Source organism: Acidovorax carolinensis (assembly GCF_002157145.1).
In the GTDB taxonomy this organism is placed as follows: Bacteria; Pseudomonadota; Gammaproteobacteria; order Burkholderiales; family Burkholderiaceae_C; genus Acidovorax; species Acidovorax carolinensis.
Window position 1 is genome coordinate 3,805,953 of the sequence record NZ_CP021361.1, and the last position, 24,548, is coordinate 3,830,500.

Sequence of the window (24,548 nt, forward strand, 5' to 3'; positions counted from 1 at the left end):
TCAGTCGCGCCCTCGCGTTTGCCGAAGCGCCGCCACCAGCGCATCGCCCTGGCTGTCCAGATAGGACTGCAGGCGCGCCGAAGCGTCGACCTCGGCCCCCTTGGCGTCCGATAAGGGCGTGTAGATCACGATGTGGGCCCCGTCATCACCCCAGCCGCTGATGCGCCCCAAGGCGCCCTGAATCTTGCCCGCGTAGTCGCTGGCGGTGAAGGCCCCGTTGACCCAGTAGAAGCGCCAGGCCAGCAGACGCTGGCCCGCGTCGGCCATGCCAGGTGCGTGCTGGCGCAGCACGGCGCTGTTAACACGCAGGGGCCGGCCCTGAATCCGCGCATCGAAGGAACCGGTTGCCAACCGTGCCCACGTCGGGTCGTGGCTCTTTACCAGCACATTCTCTGAACTGACCAGCTTGCGCTGGTAGTTTTGGTGGCGGTAGTAGCTGACATGCAGCCCCAGCGGCTGACTCTGCCCGTCGATCAGACCCGCGTCCAGCGTGTCAGAGGCATCTTCAAAAGCCGGCTGCCAGTTGCTGGGCGGCTTCGCCGTGGCACGCCAGGGGTCAGCAACCACTGGCTCGACCAATTGAACAGGCCGTGTCTGCGTGCCCAAGTCCATTACAGCCAGCGCACCGTGCGGCGCCAGCACCACGGAAAAAGCGAGCGCCAACCCAAGCCACGGCGTTCGATGCGCGACGCTTTCTTCAACCCGAGCGTCGGCAACCGCCTCGTGAAAGATTTGCGGCGAAGGGTCCACCCAGCGCGCACCGATGAGGAACATCACGCCGATGACGATCCCAAAAAACAACCACCCGTACACGAGGTGGTCCACCCCAGTTGCAAGGGTGTTTCCTGAAAGATGCCCCAGCAAGACGATCAGGTAGGCGCGCACCCAGTTGGCCACCAAGGGGACCAATATGGCCACAGCCATGAACACCAGGCGCTTGCGCGTGCTCTGGTAGCTGAGATACGCGAAAAGGCAGCCCACTGTCACGGATGCAATCAGGTAACGAATTCCGCTGCATGCCTCTACGACCGACCATGCCCCCGAAGGGATGATGAATTGCAGGCCCTCCCGGTAGACCGGGATACCACTCGCACGCAGGGCCATCACCGTGAAGTCAGCGGTCCACTCCATCAAGCGGGGCAACAGAAAGTCACCGATCGGCACCGCAAAGAACAAAAAAGCCAAAGGGAAAGCCAGTGCCTTGGCTACGCGCCAACCGAGCACCGCAGGCACGGACAACACGATCAGCGTCGTCAGCGCGAGCTGTGTGGCTGCATTCACGGCCACCAGATCACCAGCCAGCCAGAGCGCCGCGGCGCCCGCCATGAGCAGCCAGGCCAAGCGCCCCGGACGGGGAACCATGGGCGCCAGGACCGCGCGCTGGCGCCACACCAACCACAGCGAAATGATGGGCACAACGAAGCCATGCGCATAGGTGTCGGAGCGCGTCCAGATCATCGCCATGCCCCAGGCCGAATGCCTGTATGCAACCAGAATAACTGCGAGCAGCAGTACCAGTGCAACCAACGGCCGACGCCAATGATCGGGCAGGGGTTGGATATGGCTTGTCATATTGGCACTCTCATGCGTCGGCATCGTGGGGGTGTGCGTCACGCGTCCTGCCCAGGCAACTGTCAATGCCGCTCAGATGTGCCTGCCAGCTGCACTCCTTTTCCACGTACCGACGGGCCTGCTGTCCAAGGGCGGCAGCGTTGTAGGGCGACTCCAGCAGCAGCTGCAGGGCCTGAACAAATTCTTCAGGCGTGTCTGCACGCAGCAGCCCCTGCCCCGCCGTGGCGCCAATCGCATCGGCGCAACTGCTAACCGTGATTACGGGCTGCTGCATGGCCATGGCTTCCAGAATCTTGTTCTGAATGCCGCGCGCCACGCGCAAGGGCGCCACCACCGCACTGGCGTACTGCAAGTAGGGCCGGACATCGGGCACGGTACCAGTGACCACCACATGCCCACTGGCCAGCGCCTGCACCTGAGGCGAAGGACTGCGGCCCACGATGTAAAACCGCGCCAGCGGCCAGCGTGTGCGCAAGAGCGGCAGCACGTCGGCGACGAACCAACTGACACCGTCAATGTTGGGCCAATAGTCCATCGCACCAGTGAACACGATGGCCTGTTCTCCGGCCTCGAAAGGGTTGAGCCGGCGGGGACCCGGCATGAAAAAGTCGGCATCCACCCCGTTGCCCATGGACTGCACGCGCCCCTCACATTCCGGCGCCTGCGAGAGAAACAAGGCGGTTTCATTGGGCGTCACGAAGTACGAGCGACGCGCCAACAAGGCCATTGCGCGCTCGTACGCGCGCAGGCGATTGCCCTCGCGGCGATACAGCATGGACATGGGCCAGCGGTGCGCCGGGGCATACTGGGTCCATTTGGCGGAGTCCACATCGACAAAGTCCACCAGCATGGGCACCTGCGGCAGCAGCGGCTGCGCATACTGCGCCATGGCCGAGGAAAATACCACGCAGGCCTGCAGATTGTGTTCTGCGGTCGTCTGCGCCACCCAGCGCTGCATGCCGGCGCTGCGGTAGTAAGACAACGTGAGCGCCTCGCCCGTCAGAAGACCGCTCAGGCTCTTGACCTTGGCACTGCGTGCATGGATGCGCTCCACATGCAAGTCGGGGCACATGGCCTGGAGTGTGGGCAGATGTTGCGCGTCCTCCGGGTCATCAATGAAGGTGCCCAGAAACACGCGGTGGCGCTGCTGCAAGTGGCGCAGCAGGTGGTATGAGCGCACCTTGTCGCCCTTGTTGGGGGGGTACGGCAGTCTGTGCACCAGGTAGAGAATGTTGCCCATGGCGGTCATGCGTTGGTGGCGGTCAGCCAAGGCTGCGGACAATCTTGGGCCCGAGCCAATTGGCCACCCCAATGGGCATGCGCCGCCACGCGGCAATCAGAAAGCGATACTTGGCATTCGCGGGGTTGTTCTGCGGCACGCTGTCGCTTTTGTACAGCCGGTATTCGTAGTGCAGCGGCGTGGGCTCAAAGCCCCAGTTCTTCTTGAACGCGTACGAGCCCGTATCCCGCTTGCTGCGCCCGTAGTCAAACACCTTCAGGCCCCGCGCGCAGGCCATGCGCATTAGCTCCCAGTACTTAAAATCGTTGGCCGCCAGATCGCGTGCCGCCTCGTCGTCACCGGCATAGTAGGGCAGCACCTCGTCGCGGAAATAGAAGCTCAACACGCTGCTGACGGGGCGGCCATCGGGCGCGCAAACGGTGAGCACCTCGCAGTCAGGCCCGAAAACACGGCACAGCCCGCTGAAGTAAGCCTTGGGCAGGGCCGGCGTGCCATGGCGGTGCACGTTGTCGGCGTATAGCGCAAAGAAGCGGTCGACCGTGGTGTCGATTTGGGATGTGAGCCCGTTCTTGATGCCTTTGCGCACCATGGCGCGTTGCTTGCGCGGAATGGCCAGCATGTTGTCCTCTTCTTTCGGCGCAATCGGTTTGCGGAAAGTGACATAGAGGTCTTGCAACGGCCAGTCGGTGTGGCGGCGCTGGACATTGCGCAACTCGAGGTGATCGACATCCAGACGCTGCGCCAGCTGCTCGGCCTCCCGCTCCAGCGCTGCAGCAGCTTCTTCGTCCAGCGCGGCAACGCCTCCGTACACCGAAAAAGGCAGGCTGGTGAGTGCATTGCCGAACAGGCGGCTTTTGACATGCCCCAGCGGCAACACGCCCCGGATGCTTGCCCCGGCCTCAGCGTAGAGAAAATAGGTGTCGTGGCAGAACACCTCGCGGATCAGCGCCTGCCAGCCAGCACGGTGGAAAAAAGTGGCCTGCGGACAAGCCAGCACGAAAGCATCCCAACGTGCAGCGTCGACTGCGCTGTGTGCATCCAGCCGGCGAATGGTGAGCTTCGATGCCACTTCAGCCACGGGCCACCTCTTTCGTATGCGGGGAGAGAAAAATATGGTCCATGCGGCCCCAGTGAAAGTCCCGCAGCAGGTGCCCCAGCCGCAGCTCCATGCGACCGATATTCACGTAGTGCCGGAAGCGGGTCTTGACACCGATGCCTGGCACGCGCGGCTGTCCCTCATCCATTTCCCAGGGGTGAAAGTAAAAAACGGCAGGCGAGCCGTCCTGGCGGTGGACCTCGCGCAGCATCCAGCGCGACAGCGCGTAGGGAAAAAGGCGAAAGTAGCCGCCACCGCTCGAAGGCAAGTTGCGGTTGAACATGCGCAGGGTGGTTGGAGGCACTTCGATCAGGCCGTCACGTACCTGGTGGGCAAAACGTGGTGCGTCCGGCATGCCATAGTGGTCGTGCCGGATGGGGTAAATGCTGGAGCTGTAGCGGTAACCGGCACGTTGCAATGTGTCCAGCGCCCACAAATTGCCTGCTCCGATGGAAAAGCTGGGTGCACGGTAACCCTGCACCCGCACACCGGCAATATCCTCCAGCAGGGATTTGGCGCGGTGGATGTCGCTGAAGAACGCCAACTCCGACAAGTCACTCACACGCTCATGGCCGTAGCCATGGCTGGCAAGCTCATGTCCACCATCCACGATGCGGCGCACCAACGCCGGATACCTCTCTGCGATCCAGCCCAAGGTGAAGAAGGTGGCCTGGGTGTGGGTCTCTTGCAGCAAGGCCAGGATGCGTTCGACGTTGCGCTCCACCCGGCATTCGCGCAAGTCCCACTCACTGCGTTCAATGTAGGGCGCAAAAGCCGATACTTGGAAGTAGTCCTCGACGTCAATGGTCAGCGCGTTGGTGATGGAGGGCGTGCTGCGCATGGCGATGGACTTCCGGTTTTAGCCTACGGCACTGTCAGCACGCGGGCGCCGACTTGCATCCACCAGCTTTTGCAGGTGCATCAGGATTTCCAGGGTCACGCGCTCCTGGCGCAGGACGCTGCGTTCGATGCGCAGCAAACGGGCACTCAGTTGCTCGGCCGTAATGTGCGCGAGTTGCTGGGACATGCTGTCTGCCAGCGCGCAATCCAGGTTCAAATCCAGGTCCAACGGCCCCAACGCCGAATCGCCATCGACCAGTGCTTCGAAATCCGGGCCTCGCGCGGCGGCATGCAGCGGCATCTCCCAGGGAGACGCCGCCTTGGGAGGCACATGCGATTCAGACTGAACCTCTTGAATGATCTCGTTAACCAGTTCCAGGTCAATGTGTGTCCGGTCCGTCAGAAACCCCTGCAAAAGGATTCGGTCAAACAGGGTGTTGACGCGCCGGGGAATCCCACCTGTGTAGTGGTAGATGCGGTCGAATATTTCTGGATCGAAGGTAGGCTTTTCACTGGCCCCAGCACATTTCAAGCGGTGCAGGATGTACTCACGGGTTTCATCAGCCTCCAGCGGACCGAGGTGGCAGGTGGCTGTCACCCGCTGGCGCAATTGCACCATGCCAGGGCTTTGCAATATTTCACGGAACTCAGGTTGGCCAACCAGGAAAGTCTGCAGCAGTGCGTACTGGCCATTCTGAAAGTTGGACAGCATGCGCAGCTCTTCCACCGCCTGCGGCTGAAGGTTTTGCGCTTCATCGACGATCAACAGGCAACGCTTTCCTTGCAGTGTCTGGGTGACGAAGAATGCTTCCAGTGCCATCAACAGGTCGGCTTTGGAAACGCCCCGCACAGGGATGCCGAATGCCGCACCCACCAGTCGCAGCGTATCTTCGGCACTCAATTGCGTGCTAACCAGATGGGCCGCTACAACAGTACCTGGATCCAGACTGTCAATCAGGCCACGCACAATCGTCGTCTTGCCCGCCCCCACCTCGCCCGTGATCACGATGAAACCCTCGCAACGCATCACGCCGTATTCCAGGTACGCGCGTGCGCGCTGATGCTGCTTGCTGCTGAAATAGAAGCCGGGATCGGGATTGAGCTGGAAGGGTTTACTGTTCAACCCATAGAACGCTTCGTACATGGATCAAAACCGGTGCGTGATGGTGCCGACTATCGCCGATTCACTGTATGGACTGGCGGGGCCATCCGACAGAACGCGACGTATCTGAATGCCTGCGCTGGTACGACGGGCCACCAGGGTATTCCAGCCTAGTACGAGTGAGCGCACCCGGGTTTCGAGCCCCGGCAAGGTGCCTACGCTGCGCTGATCGCCCCAACTGACATGGATCGAAGAATTCGGCGTGAGACGGTGGGCAAGCCACAGGTTCCAACCACGCTGGCGAATCCGGGAATTGGTATCGAAATCATCGCCCAACTGGAGCGGCCCGCCGATGGAGCGGTTGTCAGAACGCGAAATAGCCAGCGTCACGGTACTACGCTGGCCCAACAACGCCAGCGATAGCTGCTGCACCCGCTGCAACGTGCTGGATGATCGAAGAAAATCCTGAAACACTTGAACATTGGCGGGCAATCCCAATCGTTCTATTTCTGCCAGAACGAGCTGTGTGCGGCGAATCGGGTCAGGCTCAAGCTGGGTGTAAAAGCCGTCGAGCAGGTCGAACAGCGACCCCAGTGACGCCGACTGTGCGCCCAACCCATTGGAAATGGCCTTGATATCGGTGTAACGCCATACAGTGCGTCCCGTGCGATGCTCCAGTGACGCATTGTGGGATTCGCCAAAATATCGGCTCTCACGCTCGAACGACAGTCGTGACCGCTCCGACGGTTGCCACGCAGCACCGAAACCTGTAATGCGGTGTGACTCGCGTGTTGGCGAAAGCTGGTTAGTGGATTCGGTTCCGCCAATCCCCGTGAGAACCAATTGCGACGTCACCGCAAAACTCACCCGAGCGCGCAGTGCATTGGTCTCGATACTCCGGCCGAGTGAATAATCGGCAACCTGATTGCTGGCATCTAAGGCCCAACCAACTATCCGACCGCTTTCTCGACTACCCAGATGCAAAAGCCAGTCTTGCGTAGTGATGTCAGAACGGCTATCCGTCTTGGTGCGGGTGTCTTGGACGCTGTAACGCGCCTCGTAGTCCACGGCGGCTCCAATGCGGCCTCGCAAGTATGGCGAAAATCGGAAGCTCGACGTCTGCGAAGTGTTGGGATTGGCTGGAAGGCCACCCACCGGCGCACCAAAAGCCGAAATAGGCTGCGAAGCAACGACGGCTGCCACATCAACAAAGGCCCATTGCTCAACCGCTTCGACGACAGCGCTGGCATTCAGGTTGTGCCGAATGCTGTTAAACCTTGACTCCCGCGCGTAATAAACATCGTGCAGGGAGTAATCGACAAAACCCTTGACACGGGCCGTGTTGCTGATCAGCTGAAACCCGGGTATCACCTCGGTTATCTGGTCACTGACACTGGTTGCATCTAGCCGTGCATTGCTGGTGATGGTGTGCTGCACCGAAACACGCGGCTCAAATACCAGGCTGGGTTGACGCGGTGCGGCCTGCACATCGTCTGGTTGTGCAGTGACGGCGCCGGGAAGAAGCGCTGGTACGCTGGCCATAGCAAGCGAGACCCAGCGAATCAGGGAAGGACTTGCGGCGTAGCGATACGGTCGGTTCACTCAAACGCTCCTTTTCCCGTCACGCCGCAGCTGTGGCCATGCTGGGCTCGCCGACCAACTGATCGTAGCCATAGCCGTGGCCATATCCATACCCGTAAGCACCCAAGCCACGGCTGCGTGCCTGGTTGAGCACCGTGAGCCTGATAGGGCAAGCCTCGATGGCGGACAGGGCATGCTGAACTTGCGATTGGAGCGTTTTTTCAGCCTGCACGACGATAACAACCTGGCCCATATGACTGGCCAGCACACGCGCTTCCGTGGTCAGCAGCAATGGGGGGGAATCGAAAATGATGATGCGGTCCCGGTAGCGCTTGCCCATGTCATTGAGCAAGGCGACCATGGCATCACTGGCCAGCAATTCCGTCGCACGCGGATTTGGCAGACCCGTTGGCAAAAGTGTGAAATTGTCTATATTGGTGCGCAACAGCACATCGGGCAATCCGATCCTGTCATCTACCAATAAGTCCAGCAAGCCGGGAGCAGGGGGCAAACCCATTGTCTGCATGATGGACTGGCGTGCGACATCGGCATCGACAAGCATCACCGTATGGTTCAGTTCCATGGCCAGACTCATCGCGAGATTGATGGCCGTGAACGTCTTTCCCTCCCCGGGTAAGGAACTGGTGACCATGATGAGGTTGCCATTGGCCACCAACGATGCGCCTTTGCCTGTTGCATTTTCCAGGAGGGGCCGTTTGATGACACGAAACTGGTCCGTCATGGCGGAACGCGGCGCGTTGGGAGTGATAAAGCCCGCCGCAGCCAGTGCCGTCAAATCGATATGTACGGACTTGGACACCGGCTTGAATGTTGGTACGCCCCGCCGCACATCAAGGTCGGCATCTTCTACGGGCGACACTGTTTGTGCCGGCTGCTCCATGGTGCTCGGCCCGACGGACTCGGCAGGCTGCACCACGCCACCAGGCACAGGCGCACCCGCTTTTCGCAATTGTTCGAGCCGTTGGGCCGCTTTTTCGATGGAACTTGTCATGATTGCAGGTCACCCCAGAAGGCCCGACAGATAAGACAGCGCAAGCATTCCACCCGCATAGAGCAACACGAGTGCAAGCAAGGCCGCGATGAATCGCCTCAAGCTTCTCGATTCACGTTGACGGAACGCATCACTGGGCATCAGCTCCACCACCCCCAGCAATGGCAGCTGGGTCAACTGGCGCAATGCAGCACCATCAAAGAAAACTGGCCTGATCTGGCTCATGAGAAACGCCATTCCAAGCCCTGCGGCCAAGGCCGCCAGCAAGGTGATTGGCATCAGCAGCACCCGATTGGGAGCAACAGGCTTGGGCGAAACGCGCGGTGGGTCGATGACTCGAAATTCAGCCACACTGGACGTGTTTTCCAACTGTCCCGACATCATGGCCGATTCACGGCGGGACACCAGATCGGCATAGTTTTTCTGGTTGATCTGATAGTCCCGGTTCAACTGCGCCAACTCAGCTTCCAGTTGCGGGGCCACCTTGAGTTGCTCCTGGGCATGCTTGGCACGTGACTCGTATTCAACGACGCGCGCGCGCAGTGACGCCACTTGAACCTCGGCAGCCGAATAAACGCGATTGAGCTCCACCACTGCCGGATTGGTTTCCACTGCAGGCGATCCAGGTGCCGCCTGGGCTTTGCGCCGCAGCTCTTCCACTTCGCGGCGCTTTTGTGCTTCAAGCTCCCCAATCAATCTGCGCGTATTGACCACATCGGGGTGCTCGTCGGTATAGCGTTGCAGCAGGGTATCCAGATTGCGCTTTTGCTCATGAAGGCGCGCATCGAGCTCAGGCGTCTGCATGCCAACTGCAGAACCAATGAGAGACTGCCCAGTCTGCGCACGCAGCATCTCCAACTGACGGCTCGCCGCCGCCCGCGCACTTTCAGCCTCACGCAGTTCAAGCCTGGCCTGACTTAAAAGGTTGCCGATTTCTGCGGCCCGCCCTGCCGAGTCCAGGCCGCTCTGCGATTGCATTTCGATGTTGCGCAGCTTGAATGCCTTGAGGCGGCCTTCGGCGTCTGTGAGCTTGGCCTCGTAGCTCTTGATCTGCTCATCGAGAAAACGACGCGCACTGTCCGAATCCTGGCGCGAAGCCCCCAGACTGGATTCGACGAAGATGGTCAGCAGCGCCTGCACGACTCGCTGCGCTTTCTCGGGGTTCTGATCGCGATAGGACAGTGTGTAGAGATTGTCACGCCCGGTGGTCTGGATACTGATGGACTTGGTCACGGTATCGACCACGGCATCTTTTGCCGCCTTGGAATGCGCGCCCAGATCCAGATCGACGGTGCGAACCAGACGCTCCACGGTAGGCCGGCTCAGTAGCGTGCGGCTGAGCATGGCCACCTGCTGCTCGATGTTCGGCTGCACGGCAATGCCCGTCATGAGTGGACGCAGGATGGACTGCGTATCGACAAATACACGCGCTGACGCCTGGTAGTGATCCGGCATCATGAGCACAACACCCACGCCCACTGCAGCGACCAACCAGGTGATCAGCATAGCCAGACGGCGATAGATCCACATGCCGCGAACGGTCGTGGTGATCTGACCTAGAAACTCATCCATTCATTCCCCCTTACAAGTCCGCTGGGCGCCTGTCTGCCGCCAATCCTTGCTCAGGCAAGTCAGAACCACCCTTGGGGGATGATGAGAATGTCGCCGGGAAGCACTTCCACATTGGCGTCAATATCGCCGCGCTTCACCAGATCATTCAGGCGTACGTTGTAACGCTTGTTGCCCTCGGCGGTACGTACGAGCGTAGCGCTGTTGCCATCGGCAAAATCGGTCAAACCACCAACCGCGATCATCACATCGAGGACCGTCATTTTTTGCTTATAGGGAAGGAATTGCGGTTTGGCCGCTTCACCCACCACGCGGATCTGCTCGCTGTAGGGGCCGACGAAGCCAGTCACAATCACGGTGACGACCGGGTCCCGCACGTATTTCCCCAGTTCCTTTTCCACGTCCCGAGCGATCTGCGCCGAGGTTTTGCCTTGCGCTACGAGCCCGTCAACCAAGGGCGTGGACACCTGGCCATCGGGACGCACCGGCACAACCTGTGACAGTTCGGGGTTTCGCCACACGATGATGTTGAGCGTATCGCCAGGCCCCACGATGTAGTTGTAATCTGGGGCGGACGCTTTCACCGGGGCAGCCGGATGGCCCCCTCCCCGCATGCCCGCACAGCCAGCCACCGCCGTGGCCAAAGTGGCGGTTGCGACAACGCGGACCATTGAACCCAGGAGCCTCGAAACGTATTTCTGCATGGCGCAACTCCTTACATCGTTTGTACGGCCATAGCCAAAATAACCAAGCCTCGTTGCAGCATACCCTGAACGAATGTCACACGTAAATGCATTTTTGGTTGCACAAAATTGCGCTTGCACGCCGTCCATCCGGACAATGGCTCGTATCTGACCCCAGGGGACAACGCCTGAGCGCACCACTCGCATCCCCGATCAGGCAGACTCAACCGCAGTGGTAGTACTCCCGGTACCAACGGACGAAATGCCCAATGCCTTCAGCCAGCGGCGTAGAAGGCGCAAACCCCACCCAGTCCTGCAATGCCTGGGTGCTGGCGTAGGTGGCCGGCACATCCCCAGGCTGCATGGGAAGCAGCTGCTTGATGGCCGTTTTGCCCAGCGCGCTTTCAATGCACCCGATGAAATCGAGCAGCTGCACGGGCTCGCTGTTGCCGATGTTGAACACGCGGTATGGTGCGGCGCCCGCGCGTTCCGGCGTGGCGGGCCGATCCAGTACGCGCAGCACACCCTCGGTGATGTCGTCGATGTAGGTGAAGTCGCGCCGCATGTCACCGTGGTTGAAAACCGAGATCGGCTCGCCGGCCAGGATGGCGCGGGTAAAGAGGTGGTACGCCATATCAGGCCGCCCCCAGGGGCCATAGACCGTGAAAAAGCGCAACCCGGTGGTGGGAAATCCGTAGAGGTGGCTATAAGTGTGGGCCATGAGCTCGTTGGCCTTCTTGGTGGCGGCATACAGGCTCACGGGGTGGTCGACGGGGTCCGTTTCAGCAAACGGCATTTTGGTGTTGCCGCCATAGACACTGGAGCTGGAGGCATACACCAGGTGCGCGACACCCTGGGCGCGGCAGCCTTCCAGGACATGGCCAAAGCCTGTCAGGTTGGAGTCCAGATAGGCATGGGGATGGGTAATGCTGTAGCGCACACCGGCCTGGGCCGCCAGATGGATGACGCTGTCAAAACGCTCGGCAGCAAACAGTTCGGCCATGCCCGTGCGGTCGGCCAGATCGAGTTGCACAAAACGAAAACCCTGCGCCCCTTCAAGCCGCCGTAGCCTAGCCCGCTTGAGCGCGGGGTCGTAATAGTCGTTGAGGTTGTCCAGACCCAGAACCCGGTCTCCGCGCTGCAACAGGCGCTCGGCCACGTGGCTGCCAATGAAGCCGGCGGCGCCGGTCAGAAGAATGTGTTGGGGCTTTCGCTCTGTTGTCATGAAAGATAGTTCCTGCGCGCTGGGCCAGCGCGGAAATCAGCGCCCATACAGGTCTTCGAACCGCACGATGTCGTCCTCGCCCAGGTAGGAGCCAGACTGGACTTCGATCATCTCCAGATCGACCTGGCCGGGATTTTCAAGGCGGTGCGTCACGCCCAGAGGGATATAGGTGGACTGGTTCTCGGACAGCAGGAACACTTCATCGCCCTTGGTCACGCGGGCAGTGCCGCGCACGACAACCCAGTGTTCGGCACGGTGGTGGTGCATCTGCAGCGACAACTTGCCGCCCGGCTTGACCATGATGCGCTTGACCTGAAAGCGCTCGCCCCCGTCAACGCCGTCGTACCAGCCCCAGGGGCGGTACACCTTGCGGTGCAGCAAGCCCTCGGTATGACCATCGCGCTTGAGGCGATCAACGATTTTCTTCACATCCTGGGTATGGCGCTGATCGGCCACAAGCACCGCGTCGGGCGTTTCCACCACCACCAACCCCTGCACCCCCACGCAAGCCAGCAGGCGACCGGAGGACAATGCCAGGGTGTTGCAGCTGTCCTGCATCAGCGTGCGCCCCTGCACCACATTGCCGTCGGCATCTTTGGGCAGGATTTGCCAAAGTGCGTCCCAGGCACCCACATCGGACCACCCCGCCGACAGCGGCACCACCACGCCCGCAGGCAGGCCTGCCACGACCTTCGGGCCGGCCAAACGCTCCATCACGGCATAGTCGATGGAATCGCTCGGGCAGGCGCCAAATGCCTCGGCATCCACACGCAGAAACGACAGGTCGGTGGCGCCGTTTTTCCACGCCGCTTCACAAGCCGCCAGGATGTCGGGACGGCACAGCGCCAGCGCTTTCAACCAGACCGAGGCCCGCAGCACAAACAACCCACTGTTCCACAGGTAGTCGCCCGCTTGCAGATAGCCTTCGGCCGTTGCGAGATCGGGCTTTTCGACAAAACGGCTGATTGCACGCGCGCCGACTTCATCCAGCGTGGCACCGCCCTGGATGTAGCCATAGCCCGTCTCGGGTCGATCGGGGGTGATTCCGAAAGTGACGATGGCGCCCTCCTGCGCCAGCCGGGCAGCATGGCGCACACCTTGCTGGAATACCGCGGGCTGGGTAACGACATGGTCGGCAGGCATGACCAGCAGCACCGGGTCGCCCCCGACGGACTGCGCCGCCAGCGCCGCGAGCGTCAGCGCAGGAGCGGTATTGCGGCCCACCGGCTCCAGCACGATGCGGCCTGGCTTGCCGATCAGGCGCAATTGCTCTGCCACCACGAAACGGTATTCCTCGTTGCAAACCACCAGCGGCGGTGCGCTGTCGGCATCGGCCAGGCCTTCCAGCCGACGCAGCGTTGCTTGCAGCAGCGAGTCCTCGCCCATGAGCGGGAGCAATTGTTTAGGGTATTTTTCCCGCGACAGCGGCCACAGGCGTGTGCCCGAACCACCCGACAACACCACCGGCTGGATCAACATGGTTTGCTTTTTCCCCGTTTGTCTGCGGACATGAACGCCACCCTCTGGATCAATCCGGCGCTGCCGGATGATCCGCGCTTCACACCGGAAGGCGTGTCTCTGGTCCATCTTATTGCATATGCCTCGTAAATCACGCTGCGAAATTGCCATGGCACCGGCGAGCCCAGCACACACATCCCGCTGTGCAGGCCCCGCCCTACAATCGCGCCCTCATTCACTGACGGGGCGGCATTCCGGAAAATGGGCCAGTTTTCTGTTCTCTTTGTCTGCATGGGCAACATCTGCCGCAGCCCCACGGCCCATGGCGTGTTTCGCCAGCGCGTGGCGCGCGCTGGGCTGGCCGATCAGGTGCGCATTGATTCCGCCGGCACCCACAGCGCCCACAGGGGCGAGCCGCCCGACGCACGCGCCCAAGCCCATGCCCGTCAGCGCGGCTATGCAATGGCAGATCTGCGATCGCGCCAGATCACTGATCGCGATTTCTACAGCTTCGATCTGGTATTGGCCATGGACGACGACAACCTGTCCGAACTGCAGCGCCGTTGCCCCCCCGAGCAGCAATACCGCTTACGGCGCATGACAGAGTTCTGTCTGCGCACCAGCAGCCCCGTGGTGCCAGACCCCTACTATGGCAATGCGCAGGGGTTCGAGCATGTGCTGGACCTGCTGGAGGATGCCTGTGACGGGCTATTGGCGCATGTGCAGCGGCAGCTGAACCCGGCTCCCTGATCACCGCAGCGACGGCCGACAGCGAAATCAGGCGAGCTGCGCGCGCATGGTATCGATCACACCCTTGTAATCCGGCTTGCCAAAAATGGCGCTGCCCGCCACAAACGTGTCAGCGCCCGCATCCGCCACGCAACGGATGTTGTCGGTCTTGATGCCGCCATCCACCTCCAGACGGATGTCCTTGCCCGACGCGTCGATGCGCTTGCGCACTGCCTCGACCTTGCGCAGCGCCGAGTCGATGAAGCTCTGGCCGCCAAAGCCGGGGTTGACGCTCATGATCAGGATAAGGTCGATGTCGTCGATCACCCAATCGAGCACATCCAGCGGCTCGGCGGGATTGAAAACCAGGCCCGGTTTCGCACCCTTGCTGCGGATGGCCTGGATGCTGCGGTGCACATGGCCCGACGCATCGGGGTGAAAGCTGATGTAGTCGGCACCCGCGTCGGCAAACGCTGCGGCCAAGGCATCCACGGGCTGGATCATCAGGTGCACGTCCACCGGCACCGCAACACCGGCGGCCGTCCTGGCATGCGGCTTGAGCGCCTGGCAGACCATAGGTCCGAAGGTGAGATTGGGCACGTAATGGTTGTCCATCACGTCAAAGTGAATCCAGTCGGCGCCCGCGGCAATGACGTTGCGCACTTCTTCGCCCAGGCGGGCGAAATCGGCAGAGAGGATCGAAGGGGCAATGCGAAAAGGTCGGCTCATGGCGCGATTGTCGCAGTTACCATGCGCCCATGCCCAAATACCAGTTTGATGTGCAAGTGGCGCCAGAGTACCTGCCGGAGCAGTCCTCCCCCAGCTCCGGTGTCTTTCGTTTTGCCTACACCATCACCATCACCAATGCGGGTGAAGCACCAGCGCAACTGATCTCGCGCCACTGGATCATCAGTGATGCCAGGGGCCACACCGAAGAGGTCAAGGGCTTGGGCGTGGTGGGCCAGCAGCCTTTGCTCAAGCCGGGACAATCGTTTCAGTACACCAGCGGATGCAGCCTGCGCGCCGCCAGCGGAACCATGCATGGCACGTTCCATTGCGTCGCTGATGACGGTGAGCCGTTCAGCTGCCCGATACCCTTGTTTGTGCTGGAGGCGACCAACCCCGGCGCTTCCAACCAGCCGTTGAGCACAAGGGTGCTGCATTGAAGCGGCCGGCCACCGACCTGGCCGGCCTGCTCGCGGCGCTGGACCCGCAGGCCGGCTTGGCGCAGCGCCATGTATGGCTGATTGATCTGCTCGACTGGGTGCGTGGCGCGCGCGATTCCGTGCCCGCCGCCACGGCGCGCGTCCAGCTGTTTCTGGAAGCGGTCGAGGCGCGCTCCGATGTGCAGCGCCAGCTGCAAGCCTGGTGGGCCTCCCTGGTGGAATCGGTGGACATCACCACACTGCTGGCCGATTTCGGTTTCGCCAAGGACACGGCACTGCTCAGCGAAGCGGCGGAGCGGATACGCAACAAGCTGCTGCCGCACAGTCCCGAAACCATCGACGCCTCGGAGCTATTCGTGCTGGCCCTGCCCAGTGCCTTCGATGCAAAGTGGCTGGGCGCGCTGGACGAAACCACCATGCATCGGCTGTCGGCACTGCTGATGCCCCAAAGCCCGCAGGGTGCGTCCCGCTGGCAGCATGCCCTGCTTGACGCCATCACCTACTGCGCGGGGCAGATCCTTTCGACCGGCTTTGCGCCCGGTTTGCGGCTGCGCATGAGCGAATCGGCCCGCGATGCGCAGCCCTTTCACGCACTCATCCGCGACGTGGAAAGCCTGCGGGTGGAAGTGCTGCACGCGCTGCGCACGCCCGACCGCCTGCACGAGGCAGCCCAACGCCTGCGCGAGCGCCTGGAAGCCTGCCGGGCCGCCGCGGCCACCGTGTACACCCATTTCGAAGACAACGGCATTTCCGTGGACCTGGTGTTCCGGCTGCGCCAGCTGCGTGCCCGCATCCTGCGGGTGCGGGAACTGCTCGACTGCCTGCTGTCCCCCCAGCCCGCCGCCACGGCGGCCCGCCTTCTGGCGCACCTGGTGGAGGTGGGCCAGGAGCGGCGCAGCCTGCGGGCGCTGCTGGCATCCAACTCGTCACTGCTGGCCGCCAAGGTGGCCGAGCGCAGCGCCGAAACGGGCGAACACTACATCACGCGCACCGCGGGCGAATACCGTTCCATGGTCAAAAAGGCCGCCGGCGGCGGTGCCGTGATGGCCTTCACCACGCTGGCCAAGTTTGGCCTGTATGCCCTGGCACTCTCGGCGTTCTGGGGTGGCTTCTGGGCAGGCGTGAACTACGCCGTAAGTTTTGTGCTGGTGCAGCTGCTGCATTTCACCGTGGCCACCAAGCAGCCGGCCATGACCGCCCCCGCCATGGCAGCCAAGCTCAAGGAGCTGGGTTCTGGCGAGGCCATCGAATCCTTCGTGGATGAAGTCACCCACCTGGTGCGCTCACAGGTCGCTGCCGTGCTGGGCAACGTGCTGGTGGTGTATCCCCTGGTTCTGGGTCTGGCGCTGCTGATCGCTTGGGCCAAGGGCTCGCCCGCCATCAGCGCGCGCGAGGCCGGCCATGTGCTGGAGTCGCTGCACCTTCTCGGGCCCTCGCTGCTGTTTGCCGCCTTCACGGGCGTGCTGCTGTTCGCCTCCAGCATCATCGCGGGCTGGACCGAAAACTGGTTTGTGCTGCACCGCCTCGACTCGGCGGTGCGCTACAACCCGCGCATCACCGCGCGGCTGGGCAAGGAGCGCGCGGCGCGCTGGGCGCGCTTCCTGCGCAATAACCTGTCGGGCTTTGCCGCCAACATCTCGCTGGGCTTCATGCTGGGCCTTGTGCCGGCGTTTGCAGGGTTTTTCGGGCTGGGCCTGGATGTGCGCCATGTCACACTGTCTTCGGGCCAGTTGGGTGCGGCCACTGCCGCATTGGGCTGGGACATTGTTCACCACAGTGGGTTCTGGTGGGCCGTGGCCACCATTCCCCTGATTGGCGCCCTCAATGTCGGCGTGAGCTTTTACCTGGCGTTTCGCCTGGCATTGCGTGCGCACAACGTCAGCGGTGTCGACCGTTCACGTATCTATGCCGCAATGCGAAGCCGCCTGTTCAAGGCGCCGCTGAGCTTTTTCGTGCCTGAACGCCAGGCCGCCTGATTCGGGCGCCCTGGCCGGCGGAAACACGGACGCTCCTGTCCTACAGGGGCAGCGCGTTTCCGCATGTAAATTCAGGCGACTGCCGGGAAGGACCGCGGCGCCACCACGCGCCCTGCCGGTTCTTCCCTCCCACCGGGCACTGCCCGTCTGATGGAGAGGACCCATGACATGAACGAAATCCTGAGCTTCTGGGCGCAGTGGCTGCGCCCTTCGGCCGGGTTGCCCACGGTGCAATGGTCGCTGCTGCTGGCGGTGGCCGCCATGGCGGGCTACCTGTGCCAACGCCACACGGGCCTGCCCAAGGTGGTGGGCTATTCGCTGGTGGGCACCGCAGCCGGCCTGGCCGGCTTCAGCGGGGCGGTGTGGCCGCTTCAGGGCATCGGGCTGTTTCTGCTCGAACTGGGCATCTCTATCGTGCTGTTCGAATGCGGCGGGCGCATTCCGCTGCGCTGGTTTCGTCACAACCCCATGGTGCTGGTGCAAAGCATTGCCGAATCGGCACTGACCTACTTTGCCGTCTATTGGGTGCTGGTGTGGCTTGACATGCCCGCGCATGTGGCGGGGCCGCTGGCCCTGGTGGCGCTGGCCGCTTCGCCCGCAGTGCTGACGCGCGTGGTGGCAGACACCCGCGCTGCCGGCCCCGTGACCGAGCGCGCCATTGTGCTGGCCACGCTCTCCACCCTGTATGCGCTGACCCTGGGCAGCGCCCGCGCAGAGCAGATCAACCGCCAGAGCATCACGCTGCTCGACACCATGTATCCCGTGGTGGTGGTGCTGGGTGTGTCGATCATCGTGGCGGCCGTGCTGTCGCTGGTGCTGCGCATGGCCTTGCGCTTCATGAGCCCCACCAGCGAAAACACCTCCATGCTGCTGCTGGCCCTGATTGCCGCGGCCACCGCGGTGGCCGCACACATGGGCGGCTCGGCGCCCCTCGCGGCGCTGCTGGGCGGCATGCTGCTCAAGCAGCTCAACCCGCGCCCGTGGGCCTGGCCGCGCCAGCTGGGCAACGCGTCGTCGCTGCTCACCATGCTGATGTTCGTGCTGGTGTCCACCGTGGCGGCGCAGGCCGACTGGAGCGGCCCGGTGGCCGGCGTGGTGCTGGCGCTGATCGCCGTGCGCCTGGTGGCCAAGGCGGTGGGCGTGGGCCTGGGCAACGTGGGCAGCGGCGCCAGCTGGCGCCAGGCCCTGTGGGTGGGCTGCGCCATGACGCCGATGTCGTCGATTGCACTGCTGATCGCATCGCAGTTCGTGGTGGCATCGCCCTCCACGGGCCACCTGATCGCCCGCGTGGCCTTGCCCGCCATCTTGCTCATGGAAGTGCTGGGCGCCGTGATTGCCACCGTGGCCATTTACCGCGCCGGCGAGAGTTCCAAACCCTGGGCCCCGCTGTCGCGCGGCGGCAATGGAGACCGCAGTGAGTCTTGAAGCCTTTACCCATTCCGAGCCGCTGACGCTGGGCGTCGAACTGGAGCTGCAGCTCGTCAACACCCACGACTACGATCTGGCGCCCTACGCCGAAGACATGCTGCGCCTGATGCACAAGGTGCCGTTGCCCGGCAGCGTGGTGCCGGAGATGACGAACAGCATGATCGAGATCTCCACCGGCATTTGCCATTCGGCCAGCGAGGTGCTGGGGCAGCTCAGCCCCATCCGCGATGCGCTGGTCAAAAGCGCCGACAAGCTCAACATTGCCGTCGTGGGCGGCGGCACGCACCCGTTTCAGCAATGGCATGAGCGCCGCATCTACGACAAGCCGCGCTTTCAGGAGCTGTCGCAGCTGTATGGCTACCTCTCCAAGCAGTTCACCATCTTCGGCCAGCATGTGCACATTGGCTGCCCCGATGCCGATGCCGCGCTCTTGATGCTGCACCGCATGTCGCGCTACATCCCGCACTTCATTGCGCTGTCGGCATCGAGCCCCTATGTGCAGGGGCAGGACACGGCGTTCGATTCGGCGCGGCTCAATTCCGTGTTCGCGTTTCCACTGTCGGGCCGCGCACCGTTTGCGCTGACCTGGGACGATTTCACGGCCTATTTCAACAAGATGGCGCGCACCGGCGTTGTCAAGAGCATGAAGGACTTTTACTGGGACATCCGCCCCAAGCCCGAGTTCGGCACCATCGAGATCCGCGTGTTCGACACGCCGCTGACCATCGAGCGCGCCGCCGCGCTGGCCGGCTTCGTGCAGTCGCTGGGTGCCTGGTTCCTGGCCGAGCAGCCCTTCATGCCGCAGGAAGACGACTACCTCGTCTACACCTACAACCGCTTCCAGGCCTGCCGCTTTGGCATGGATGCGGTGTATGTCGACCCGGCCACTGGCAGCCACATGCCCCTGCGCGACCATATCCGCATGACCATGGACCAGATCGCCGGGCACGCGGCCCAGCAAGGCGCATCCAACGCCCTGCACATGCTGTGCAACGAGGCCGAGGCCGGCCAGAATGACGCCCGCTGGCTGCGCGAGCGCCAGCGCGAAGAGCAGTTGCTGGCAGAGGTCAGCCGCCGGGCCGCGCTGCGATTCAGGGGGTAGGGAGAGGCCTTCGCATCTGGTGCATCGACCCTGGGAAGCTGAAGCGAGTGTCGAACAATTTGACAACGGCACCCGCACGCAGCGGCCAAAGCCCGTGCGCGCCCTCGGAAGCGCCATTTCCGGCACAAAAATTGCCTCTTGATTACCGGCAACCCAATACCACCGGAGACCGCCATGATTCGCTCCCTGTTCGCCCCCGCAATGCTCGCTTTTGCCGCCGCGGCCCCGCAGGCACAGGCGGGCGTCGTCATCAACTACAGCAACTTCACCGGCGCCTGCGGCGATGGCACCCTCACCTGCGTCGGCAATGCAGCAACCCCTAGCAGCGCTTTGCGACTGACCCCGGCAGTTGATGGGCAAGCCGGTGCTGGCTACAGCACCACGCCGATCACGCTGGGCACGGGTGCGACCTTCAGCACCAGCTTTCAGTTCCGCCTGAGCCAGGCTGGCGGCATCGACCCCGCCGACGGCATCACCTTCGTACTGGCCCAGGCCACCAACGGCCTCGGCGGCGCCGGGGGTGGAATTGGCTACTCAGGTGTGCCCAACAGCGTTGCCATCGAATTCGACACCTATGACAACGGCGAGGTGGGCGCCAGCAACCATATCGGCCTAGACAGAAACGGCTCGCTGAACAGCTCTCCCGTGAGCAGCCCCTACGGTGTGTCGTACTGCCACCTGTTTGACAACTCCTACCTGAGCGACGGCTGCATGAGCAACGGCAAGGTCTGGTCGGCCTTCATCAACTACGACGGCACGACACAAAAGCTCAACGTCAGCGTGCAGCAGCAAGGCCTGGCGCTGATCCAGATCATCAGCGACTATTCCATCGACGTCGGTAGCTTTTTGGGCACCAACTCGGCTTATGTCGGGTTTACGGCCGCAACCGGCGCAGGCCATCAGAACCACGACATCCTGAACTGGCAGCTCGCCACCGACACCTCCATCACCCCCGGCGGCAATAACGTGCCCGAACCCGCCAGCCTGGCGCTGCTGGCAGTTGCCGGGATTGCAGCCCTGGGCGCCAGGCGGCGCCGGTAAGCGAAGTTGCCGGGGCTGCGCGAAGATAAACGACTGGCCCCGATCCGCTGCCAGTCCGCGCTGCGCTGGCCTGGCGCAAATTGCCCCCCCCTGATTACCGCCCCCAAGAGGACGCCGCCGGTGCGGAGGAGCGCACTTGCGCGACGACACTGCGCCCGATGCACCGCACAATCCCCACCCATGGGTGAATTCGATTTGATCGCACGCTATTTCACGCGGCCCGTGCACCGCGCAGCCTTGGGCGTGGGCGACGACTGCGCGCTGCTGACACCCGCGCCGGGCATGCAGCTGGCTATCTCCAGCGACATGCTGGTGGAGGGCCGCCATTTTTTTGCGGACGTGGACCCCGGGCGCCTGGGGCACAAGGCGCTCGCAGTGAACCTGTCGGACCTGGCCGCCTGCGGCGCACGCCCGCTGGCCTTTACGCTGGCACTGGCGCTGCCCCGCGTCGATGAAGCCTGGCTCGAAGCCTTCTCGCGCGGGCTGCTGGCGCTGGCCGATGCCCATGGCTGTGAGCTGGTGGGCGGCGACACCACGCAAGGCCCGCTCAACATCTGCATCACGGTGTTCGGCGAAGTGCCCGCTGGCCACGCCCTGCTGCGCAGTGGCGCGCAACCCGGTGACGATATCTACGTGAGCGGCACGCTGGGCGATGCCCGCCTGGCGCTGGAGGCGCTGCAGGGGCACATCGCCCTGCCGCCCGAGGCGCTCACCACCGCCCGCCTGCGGCTGGAGCAGCCTAAGCCCCGTGTGGCACTGGGCCAGGCTCTGCGCGGCGTGGCTAGCAGTGCCCTGGATGTGAGCGACGGTCTGCTGGGCGATCTCGGCCACATCCTGCGCGCCTCGGGCACAGGGGCCTGCATAGACACGTCGATAACTATGAATTTAATAGCTACCAGCGCTTATTCCATAAACGCTAGATGCCAACTTGACACTGAAATGCTTCACCAGTGCACCCTGGCCGGGGGCGATGACTACGAACTGGCCTTCACCGCACCGGTGGTCCGGCGCGCTGCGGTGGCCGCAGCGGCACAGGCCAGTGGCACGCCTGTCACGCGCATCGGCCGCGTGGAGGCAGAGCCCGGCCTGCGGCTCGTGGACGCACAAGGCCAGCCGGTGGCGCTGCGCTACGCGTCGTTCGATCACTTTGCCGGCGGTTGAGGCACCGGCTGCGGCAGGATTCGGGACGCCGGGTCGAGCAGTTCGCACAGCAGGGCAACATGGCCCTGGCGGTAATGGTCGAGGTCCTGCGGGTTGGCGCCGCCCAGCACCACCTGCGAGAGCAGGGCATGCACCACCGGCGATAGCGCCAGCCAGGGCTCTTGCGTGATCACGCTGGGAACCACGCCCTCCTGCACGGCATGGGCACGCAGAATGTCGCCCAGCAGGATCAGATGCGGCTGCACCACGTTGCGCTTCCACAGCACGATGAGGTGCGGCACCCGCGCGCTTTCCGCCACCAGCAGGCGCAGCGTGGCCACCGCCCCCGGCCGGCCCAGCGAGTCATAGAGCTTGTCCACCACCCACTGCGCCATTGGCCGCACGCCGGCACCCAGCACCGGCATTTCCCCCAGGTCCGGCGGGGCGAGAGAACGGGTCAGCAGCGCTTCGAACACCTCTTCCTTGCCTGCGAAATGGGCGTAGAGGCCTCCTTTGGATAGCCCGCAGCGGCGTGCGATGTCGTCCATCCGTGCGGCGGCAAAGCCTCGTTCTGAGAATTCCACCAGCGCGGCGTCCAGAATCTGCACCACACGTACCTCCGGGGTAGTCGCTGTCGCGGGGTGCGACGGCCGGGGCAGCGGGCGAAGAGTGCAATGGCGGGGTCATCGTTTTGTCTCGGCGTTTGGCTATGCTACGCATTATTATCTACCGACTGGTCGGTAATAAGGCGCAGATTGATACACATCAAGCCAGAGGGTGCGATGCCTTCGTAAAGTACCCCCTGCACGGCCCGGCACATTCATCACCTGGGAGACCATTCATGCCAACCCCTGCGAACGCACCCCTGTCCATGGCCGAACGGCTTGACCCCACCGTCCACGCCGCCTTGGCCCGCAGCGTTGCGTCGCTGTCGCACGCATCCGCCCTGATGGCGGCCAGCGACTGGGCACTGCATCTGGCCGCCTCGCCGGGCCGTTGCATGGACCTGGCCCACCTGGCGCTGCGCCAGGGGCAGGAGATGGCAGCGTACGCCCTGGCGCGCATGGCGGCCGGCCCCGACAAGGAGGCCCGCCATGCCGTGGCCACCCCCACCCAGGACCGGCGCTTTGCCGACCCCGCCTGGCAGCAGTGGCCGTTCAACCTCATGCACCAGTCGTTTGTACTCACAGAGCAATGGTGGGCGGCCGCAACGCATGGCGTCTGGGGCGTGGACAAGCACCACGAAGACATGGTGGCCTTTGCTGCGCGGCAGTTTCTGGACATTTTCTCGCCCGGCAATCAGGTGGCCACCAACCCCGTGGTGCTCAGCCGCACGCTCACGCAAGGCGGCGCCAATCTGCTGCGTGGCTCGCTCCATCTGCTGGAAGACGCCAGGCGCAACGCCGCAGGCGCGCCACCGGCGGGTGTCGAGAATTTCGTGGTGGGCCGCGACGTGGCCATCACGCCGGGCAAGGTGGTGCTGAAAAACCGCGTGATGGAACTGATCCAGTACACGCCAACGACCACGGTCGTGCACCCCGAGCCAATCCTGATCGTGCCGGCGTGGATCATGAAGTACTACATCCTCGACCTGTCGCCCCACAACTCGCTCATCAAATACCTGGTGGACCAGGGCCACACGGTGTTCTGCATCTCCTGGATAAACCCGGACGCAGACGACCGCGATCTGGGCATGGACGACTACCTGGACCAGGGCTTTCACGCCGCACTGAATGCCGTCAACACCATCGTGCCCGGCCCCAAGGTGCACGCCGCAGGTTACTGCCTGGGCGGCACGCTGCTGGCCATTGCGGCCGCGGCCATGGCGCGCGACGGCGACGAGCGCCTGGCCTCGATGACGCTGTTCGCCGCACAGACCGACTTCACCGAACCGGGCGAACTGGCGCTGTTCATCGACGACAGCCAGATCAGCCTGCTGGAGGCCCAGATGGCCGATACGGGCTACCTCACCGGGGCCCAAATGGCCGGCGCGTTCCAGATGCTGCGCTCCTACGACCTGCTGTGGTCACGCCTGGTCAACGAATACCTGCTGGGCGAGCGGGCCACCATGAACGACCTGATGGCCTGGAACGCCGATACCACGCGCATGCCCGCCAGGATGCACTCGCAGTACCTGCGCCGGCTGTTCCTCAACGATGACCTCAGCGAAGGACGCTACCCCGTGGGCGGCAAGCCCGTGACGCTGGGCGACATCACGCTTCCCACCTTCATGGTCGGCACCGTGACCGACCATGTGGCCCCCTGGCGCTCGGTGTTCAAACTGCAGCAGTTGAGCCCCGCCGAGAACACCTTCGTGCTCACCAGCGGCGGCCACAACGCCGGCATCGTCAGCCCGCCCGGCAACCCGCGCCGACATTTTCAAATGCTGACCCGACCCGCGGGCGGCAACTACATGCCCCCGGACGCGTGGCTGGCCGCCGCATCCGAAACACCCGATTCATGGTGGCCAGCCTGGCTGGCATGGTTGCAGGCGCGCTCGGGCACGCCCGCCAAGCCCCCGCGCATGGGGGCGGCCGCCTACAAGCCGGTTGGCGATGCGCCGGGCACCTACGTGCTGCAGAAATAGC

General features: G+C 63.2%; 21 protein-coding genes. 8 read left to right on the forward strand and 13 right to left on the reverse strand.

Annotated features, from left to right (window positions below; translation table 11 throughout):
- The 11 genes from xrtA to CBP34_RS17955 all read right to left on the reverse strand — a co-directional run bounded on the left by xrtA (position 1) and on the right by CBP34_RS17955 (position 13,399).
- A complete protein-coding gene (gene xrtA / locus CBP34_RS17905) occupies positions 1–1,614 on the reverse strand; it encodes an exosortase A (RefSeq protein ID WP_236748464.1) in 1,614 nt (537 codons plus the stop codon).
- Entirely contained in the window at positions 1,583–2,821 is a 1,239-nt protein-coding gene (locus CBP34_RS17910; protein WP_094098808.1) for a TIGR03087 family PEP-CTERM/XrtA system glycosyltransferase, read from the reverse strand. Before CBP34_RS17910 ends, xrtA begins: the two co-directional genes overlap by 32 nt.
- A gap of 13 nt (positions 2,822–2,834) precedes the next feature.
- Positions 2,835–3,890, reverse strand: coding sequence for a FemAB family XrtA/PEP-CTERM system-associated protein (locus CBP34_RS17915; protein ID WP_094098809.1), 1,056 nt, complete (start codon positions 3,888–3,890; stop codon positions 2,835–2,837).
- Positions 3,883–4,749 (reverse strand): XrtA system polysaccharide deacetylase, encoded by an 867-nt coding sequence (locus tag CBP34_RS17920; RefSeq protein ID WP_094098810.1) that lies wholly within the window; start codon positions 4,747–4,749, stop codon positions 3,883–3,885. Before CBP34_RS17920 ends, CBP34_RS17915 begins: the two co-directional genes overlap by 8 nt.
- 18 nt (positions 4,750–4,767) lie before the next feature.
- Positions 4,768–5,892: an XrtA/PEP-CTERM system-associated ATPase gene (locus tag CBP34_RS17925; RefSeq protein ID WP_086913607.1), complete on the reverse strand. Its 1,125-nt coding sequence runs from the start codon at positions 5,890–5,892 to the stop codon at positions 4,768–4,770.
- A gap of 3 nt (positions 5,893–5,895) precedes the next feature.
- Positions 5,896–7,452: a TIGR03016 family PEP-CTERM system-associated outer membrane protein gene (locus CBP34_RS17930; protein WP_236748465.1), complete on the reverse strand. Its 1,557-nt coding sequence runs from the start codon at positions 7,450–7,452 to the stop codon at positions 5,896–5,898.
- A gap of 19 nt (positions 7,453–7,471) precedes the next feature.
- Positions 7,472–8,443 (reverse strand): XrtA-associated tyrosine autokinase, encoded by a 972-nt coding sequence (locus tag CBP34_RS17935; protein ID WP_094098812.1) that lies wholly within the window; start codon positions 8,441–8,443, stop codon positions 7,472–7,474.
- Between the two features lie 9 nt (positions 8,444–8,452).
- Entirely contained in the window at positions 8,453–10,015 is a 1,563-nt protein-coding gene (locus tag CBP34_RS17940) for an XrtA system polysaccharide chain length determinant (protein ID WP_094098813.1), read from the reverse strand.
- A 59-nt stretch (positions 10,016–10,074) separates the two neighbouring features.
- Positions 10,075–10,716: an XrtA/PEP-CTERM system exopolysaccharide export protein gene (locus tag CBP34_RS17945; protein ID WP_086913611.1), complete on the reverse strand. Its 642-nt coding sequence runs from the start codon at positions 10,714–10,716 to the stop codon at positions 10,075–10,077.
- A gap of 202 nt (positions 10,717–10,918) precedes the next feature.
- Entirely contained in the window at positions 10,919–11,920 is a 1,002-nt protein-coding gene (locus tag CBP34_RS17950; protein WP_086928326.1) for an NAD-dependent epimerase, read from the reverse strand.
- Positions 11,921–11,956: 36 nt separating this feature from the next.
- The gene (locus tag CBP34_RS17955) at positions 11,957–13,399 is read right to left on the reverse strand and encodes a mannose-1-phosphate guanylyltransferase/mannose-6-phosphate isomerase (RefSeq protein ID WP_094098814.1); all 1,443 of its coding nucleotides are present in this window, start codon (positions 13,397–13,399) and stop codon (positions 11,957–11,959) included.
- A 240-nt stretch (positions 13,400–13,639) separates the two neighbouring features.
- Here CBP34_RS17955 and CBP34_RS17960 point away from each other — a divergent pair, with 240 nt between their 5' ends.
- Positions 13,640–14,128, forward strand: a complete 489-nt coding sequence (locus CBP34_RS17960) for a low molecular weight protein-tyrosine-phosphatase (RefSeq protein WP_086928328.1) — start codon at positions 13,640–13,642, stop codon at positions 14,126–14,128.
- A 27-nt stretch (positions 14,129–14,155) separates the two neighbouring features.
- Here the strand turns inward: CBP34_RS17960 and rpe are convergent, their stop codons facing one another.
- On the reverse strand, positions 14,156–14,836 hold the full coding sequence (gene rpe / locus CBP34_RS17965; protein ID WP_094098815.1) for a ribulose-phosphate 3-epimerase: 681 nt from the start codon (positions 14,834–14,836) through the stop codon (positions 14,156–14,158).
- Positions 14,837–14,865: 29 nt separating this feature from the next.
- Between rpe and apaG the strand changes: the two genes are divergently transcribed.
- The 6 genes from apaG to thiL all read left to right on the forward strand — a co-directional run bounded on the left by apaG (position 14,866) and on the right by thiL (position 21,981).
- Positions 14,866–15,273, forward strand: coding sequence for a Co2+/Mg2+ efflux protein ApaG (gene apaG, locus CBP34_RS17970; protein ID WP_094098816.1), 408 nt, complete (start codon positions 14,866–14,868; stop codon positions 15,271–15,273).
- Positions 15,270–17,249, forward strand: a complete 1,980-nt coding sequence (locus tag CBP34_RS17975) for a site-specific recombinase (protein ID WP_094098817.1) — start codon at positions 15,270–15,272, stop codon at positions 17,247–17,249. Before apaG ends, CBP34_RS17975 begins: the two co-directional genes overlap by 4 nt.
- A 168-nt stretch (positions 17,250–17,417) precedes the next feature.
- Positions 17,418–18,674 carry a cation:proton antiporter gene (locus tag CBP34_RS17980; RefSeq protein WP_094098818.1) on the forward strand — a complete coding sequence of 419 codons (1,257 nt, stop codon included), beginning with the start codon at positions 17,418–17,420 and terminating at the stop codon, positions 18,672–18,674.
- Positions 18,664–19,779, forward strand: a complete 1,116-nt coding sequence (locus tag CBP34_RS17985; RefSeq protein WP_094098819.1) for a YbdK family carboxylate-amine ligase — start codon at positions 18,664–18,666, stop codon at positions 19,777–19,779. Before CBP34_RS17980 ends, CBP34_RS17985 begins: the two co-directional genes overlap by 11 nt.
- A gap of 174 nt (positions 19,780–19,953) precedes the next feature.
- Positions 19,954–20,820, forward strand: a complete 867-nt coding sequence (locus tag CBP34_RS17990) for a lectin-like domain-containing protein (protein ID WP_094098820.1) — start codon at positions 19,954–19,956, stop codon at positions 20,818–20,820.
- Positions 20,821–21,000: 180 nt separating this feature from the next.
- Positions 21,001–21,981, forward strand: a complete 981-nt coding sequence (gene thiL / locus CBP34_RS17995; RefSeq protein ID WP_094098821.1) for a thiamine-phosphate kinase — start codon at positions 21,001–21,003, stop codon at positions 21,979–21,981.
- Here the strand turns inward: thiL and CBP34_RS18000 are convergent.
- Positions 21,963–22,571, reverse strand: a complete 609-nt coding sequence (locus tag CBP34_RS18000) for a TetR/AcrR family transcriptional regulator (RefSeq protein ID WP_335622251.1) — start codon at positions 22,569–22,571, stop codon at positions 21,963–21,965. The two genes, thiL and CBP34_RS18000, sit on opposite strands and share 19 nt — an antisense overlap.
- A 230-nt stretch (positions 22,572–22,801) precedes the next feature.
- On the opposite strand from CBP34_RS18000, the gene CBP34_RS18005 reads away from it, so the two are divergent.
- Entirely contained in the window at positions 22,802–24,547 is a 1,746-nt protein-coding gene (locus CBP34_RS18005) for an alpha/beta fold hydrolase (RefSeq protein WP_094098823.1), read from the forward strand.
- Position 24,548 lies beyond the last annotated feature (1 nt).

Coding starts and splice junctions, on each gene's coding strand:
- CBP34_RS17910 (WP_094098808.1), bottom strand. CDS start 2,821: ATGACCGCCATGGGCAACATTCTCTACCTGGTGCACAGACTGCCGTAC.
- CBP34_RS17920 (WP_094098810.1), bottom strand. CDS start 4,749: ATGCGCAGCACGCCCTCCATCACCAACGCGCTGACCATTGACGTCGAG.
- CBP34_RS17925 (WP_086913607.1), bottom strand. CDS start 5,892: ATGTACGAAGCGTTCTATGGGTTGAACAGTAAACCCTTCCAGCTCAAT.
- CBP34_RS17935 (WP_094098812.1), bottom strand. CDS start 8,443: ATGACAAGTTCCATCGAAAAAGCGGCCCAACGGCTCGAACAATTGCGA.
- CBP34_RS17940 (WP_094098813.1), bottom strand. CDS start 10,015: ATGGATGAGTTTCTAGGTCAGATCACCACGACCGTTCGCGGCATGTGG.
- CBP34_RS17945 (WP_086913611.1), bottom strand. CDS start 10,716: ATGCAGAAATACGTTTCGAGGCTCCTGGGTTCAATGGTCCGCGTTGTC.
- CBP34_RS17950 (WP_086928326.1), bottom strand. CDS start 11,920: ATGACAACAGAGCGAAAGCCCCAACACATTCTTCTGACCGGCGCCGCC.
- CBP34_RS17955 (WP_094098814.1), bottom strand. CDS start 13,399: ATGTTGATCCAGCCGGTGGTGTTGTCGGGTGGTTCGGGCACACGCCTG.
- CBP34_RS17960 (WP_086928328.1), top strand. CDS start 13,640: ATGGGCCAGTTTTCTGTTCTCTTTGTCTGCATGGGCAACATCTGCCGC.
- rpe (WP_094098815.1), bottom strand. CDS start 14,836: ATGAGCCGACCTTTTCGCATTGCCCCTTCGATCCTCTCTGCCGATTTC.
- apaG (WP_094098816.1), top strand. CDS start 14,866: ATGCCCAAATACCAGTTTGATGTGCAAGTGGCGCCAGAGTACCTGCCG.
- CBP34_RS17980 (WP_094098818.1), top strand. CDS start 17,418: ATGAACGAAATCCTGAGCTTCTGGGCGCAGTGGCTGCGCCCTTCGGCC.
- CBP34_RS17990 (WP_094098820.1), top strand. CDS start 19,954: ATGATTCGCTCCCTGTTCGCCCCCGCAATGCTCGCTTTTGCCGCCGCG.
- thiL (WP_094098821.1), top strand. CDS start 21,001: ATGGGTGAATTCGATTTGATCGCACGCTATTTCACGCGGCCCGTGCAC.
- CBP34_RS18005 (WP_094098823.1), top strand. CDS start 22,802: ATGCCAACCCCTGCGAACGCACCCCTGTCCATGGCCGAACGGCTTGAC.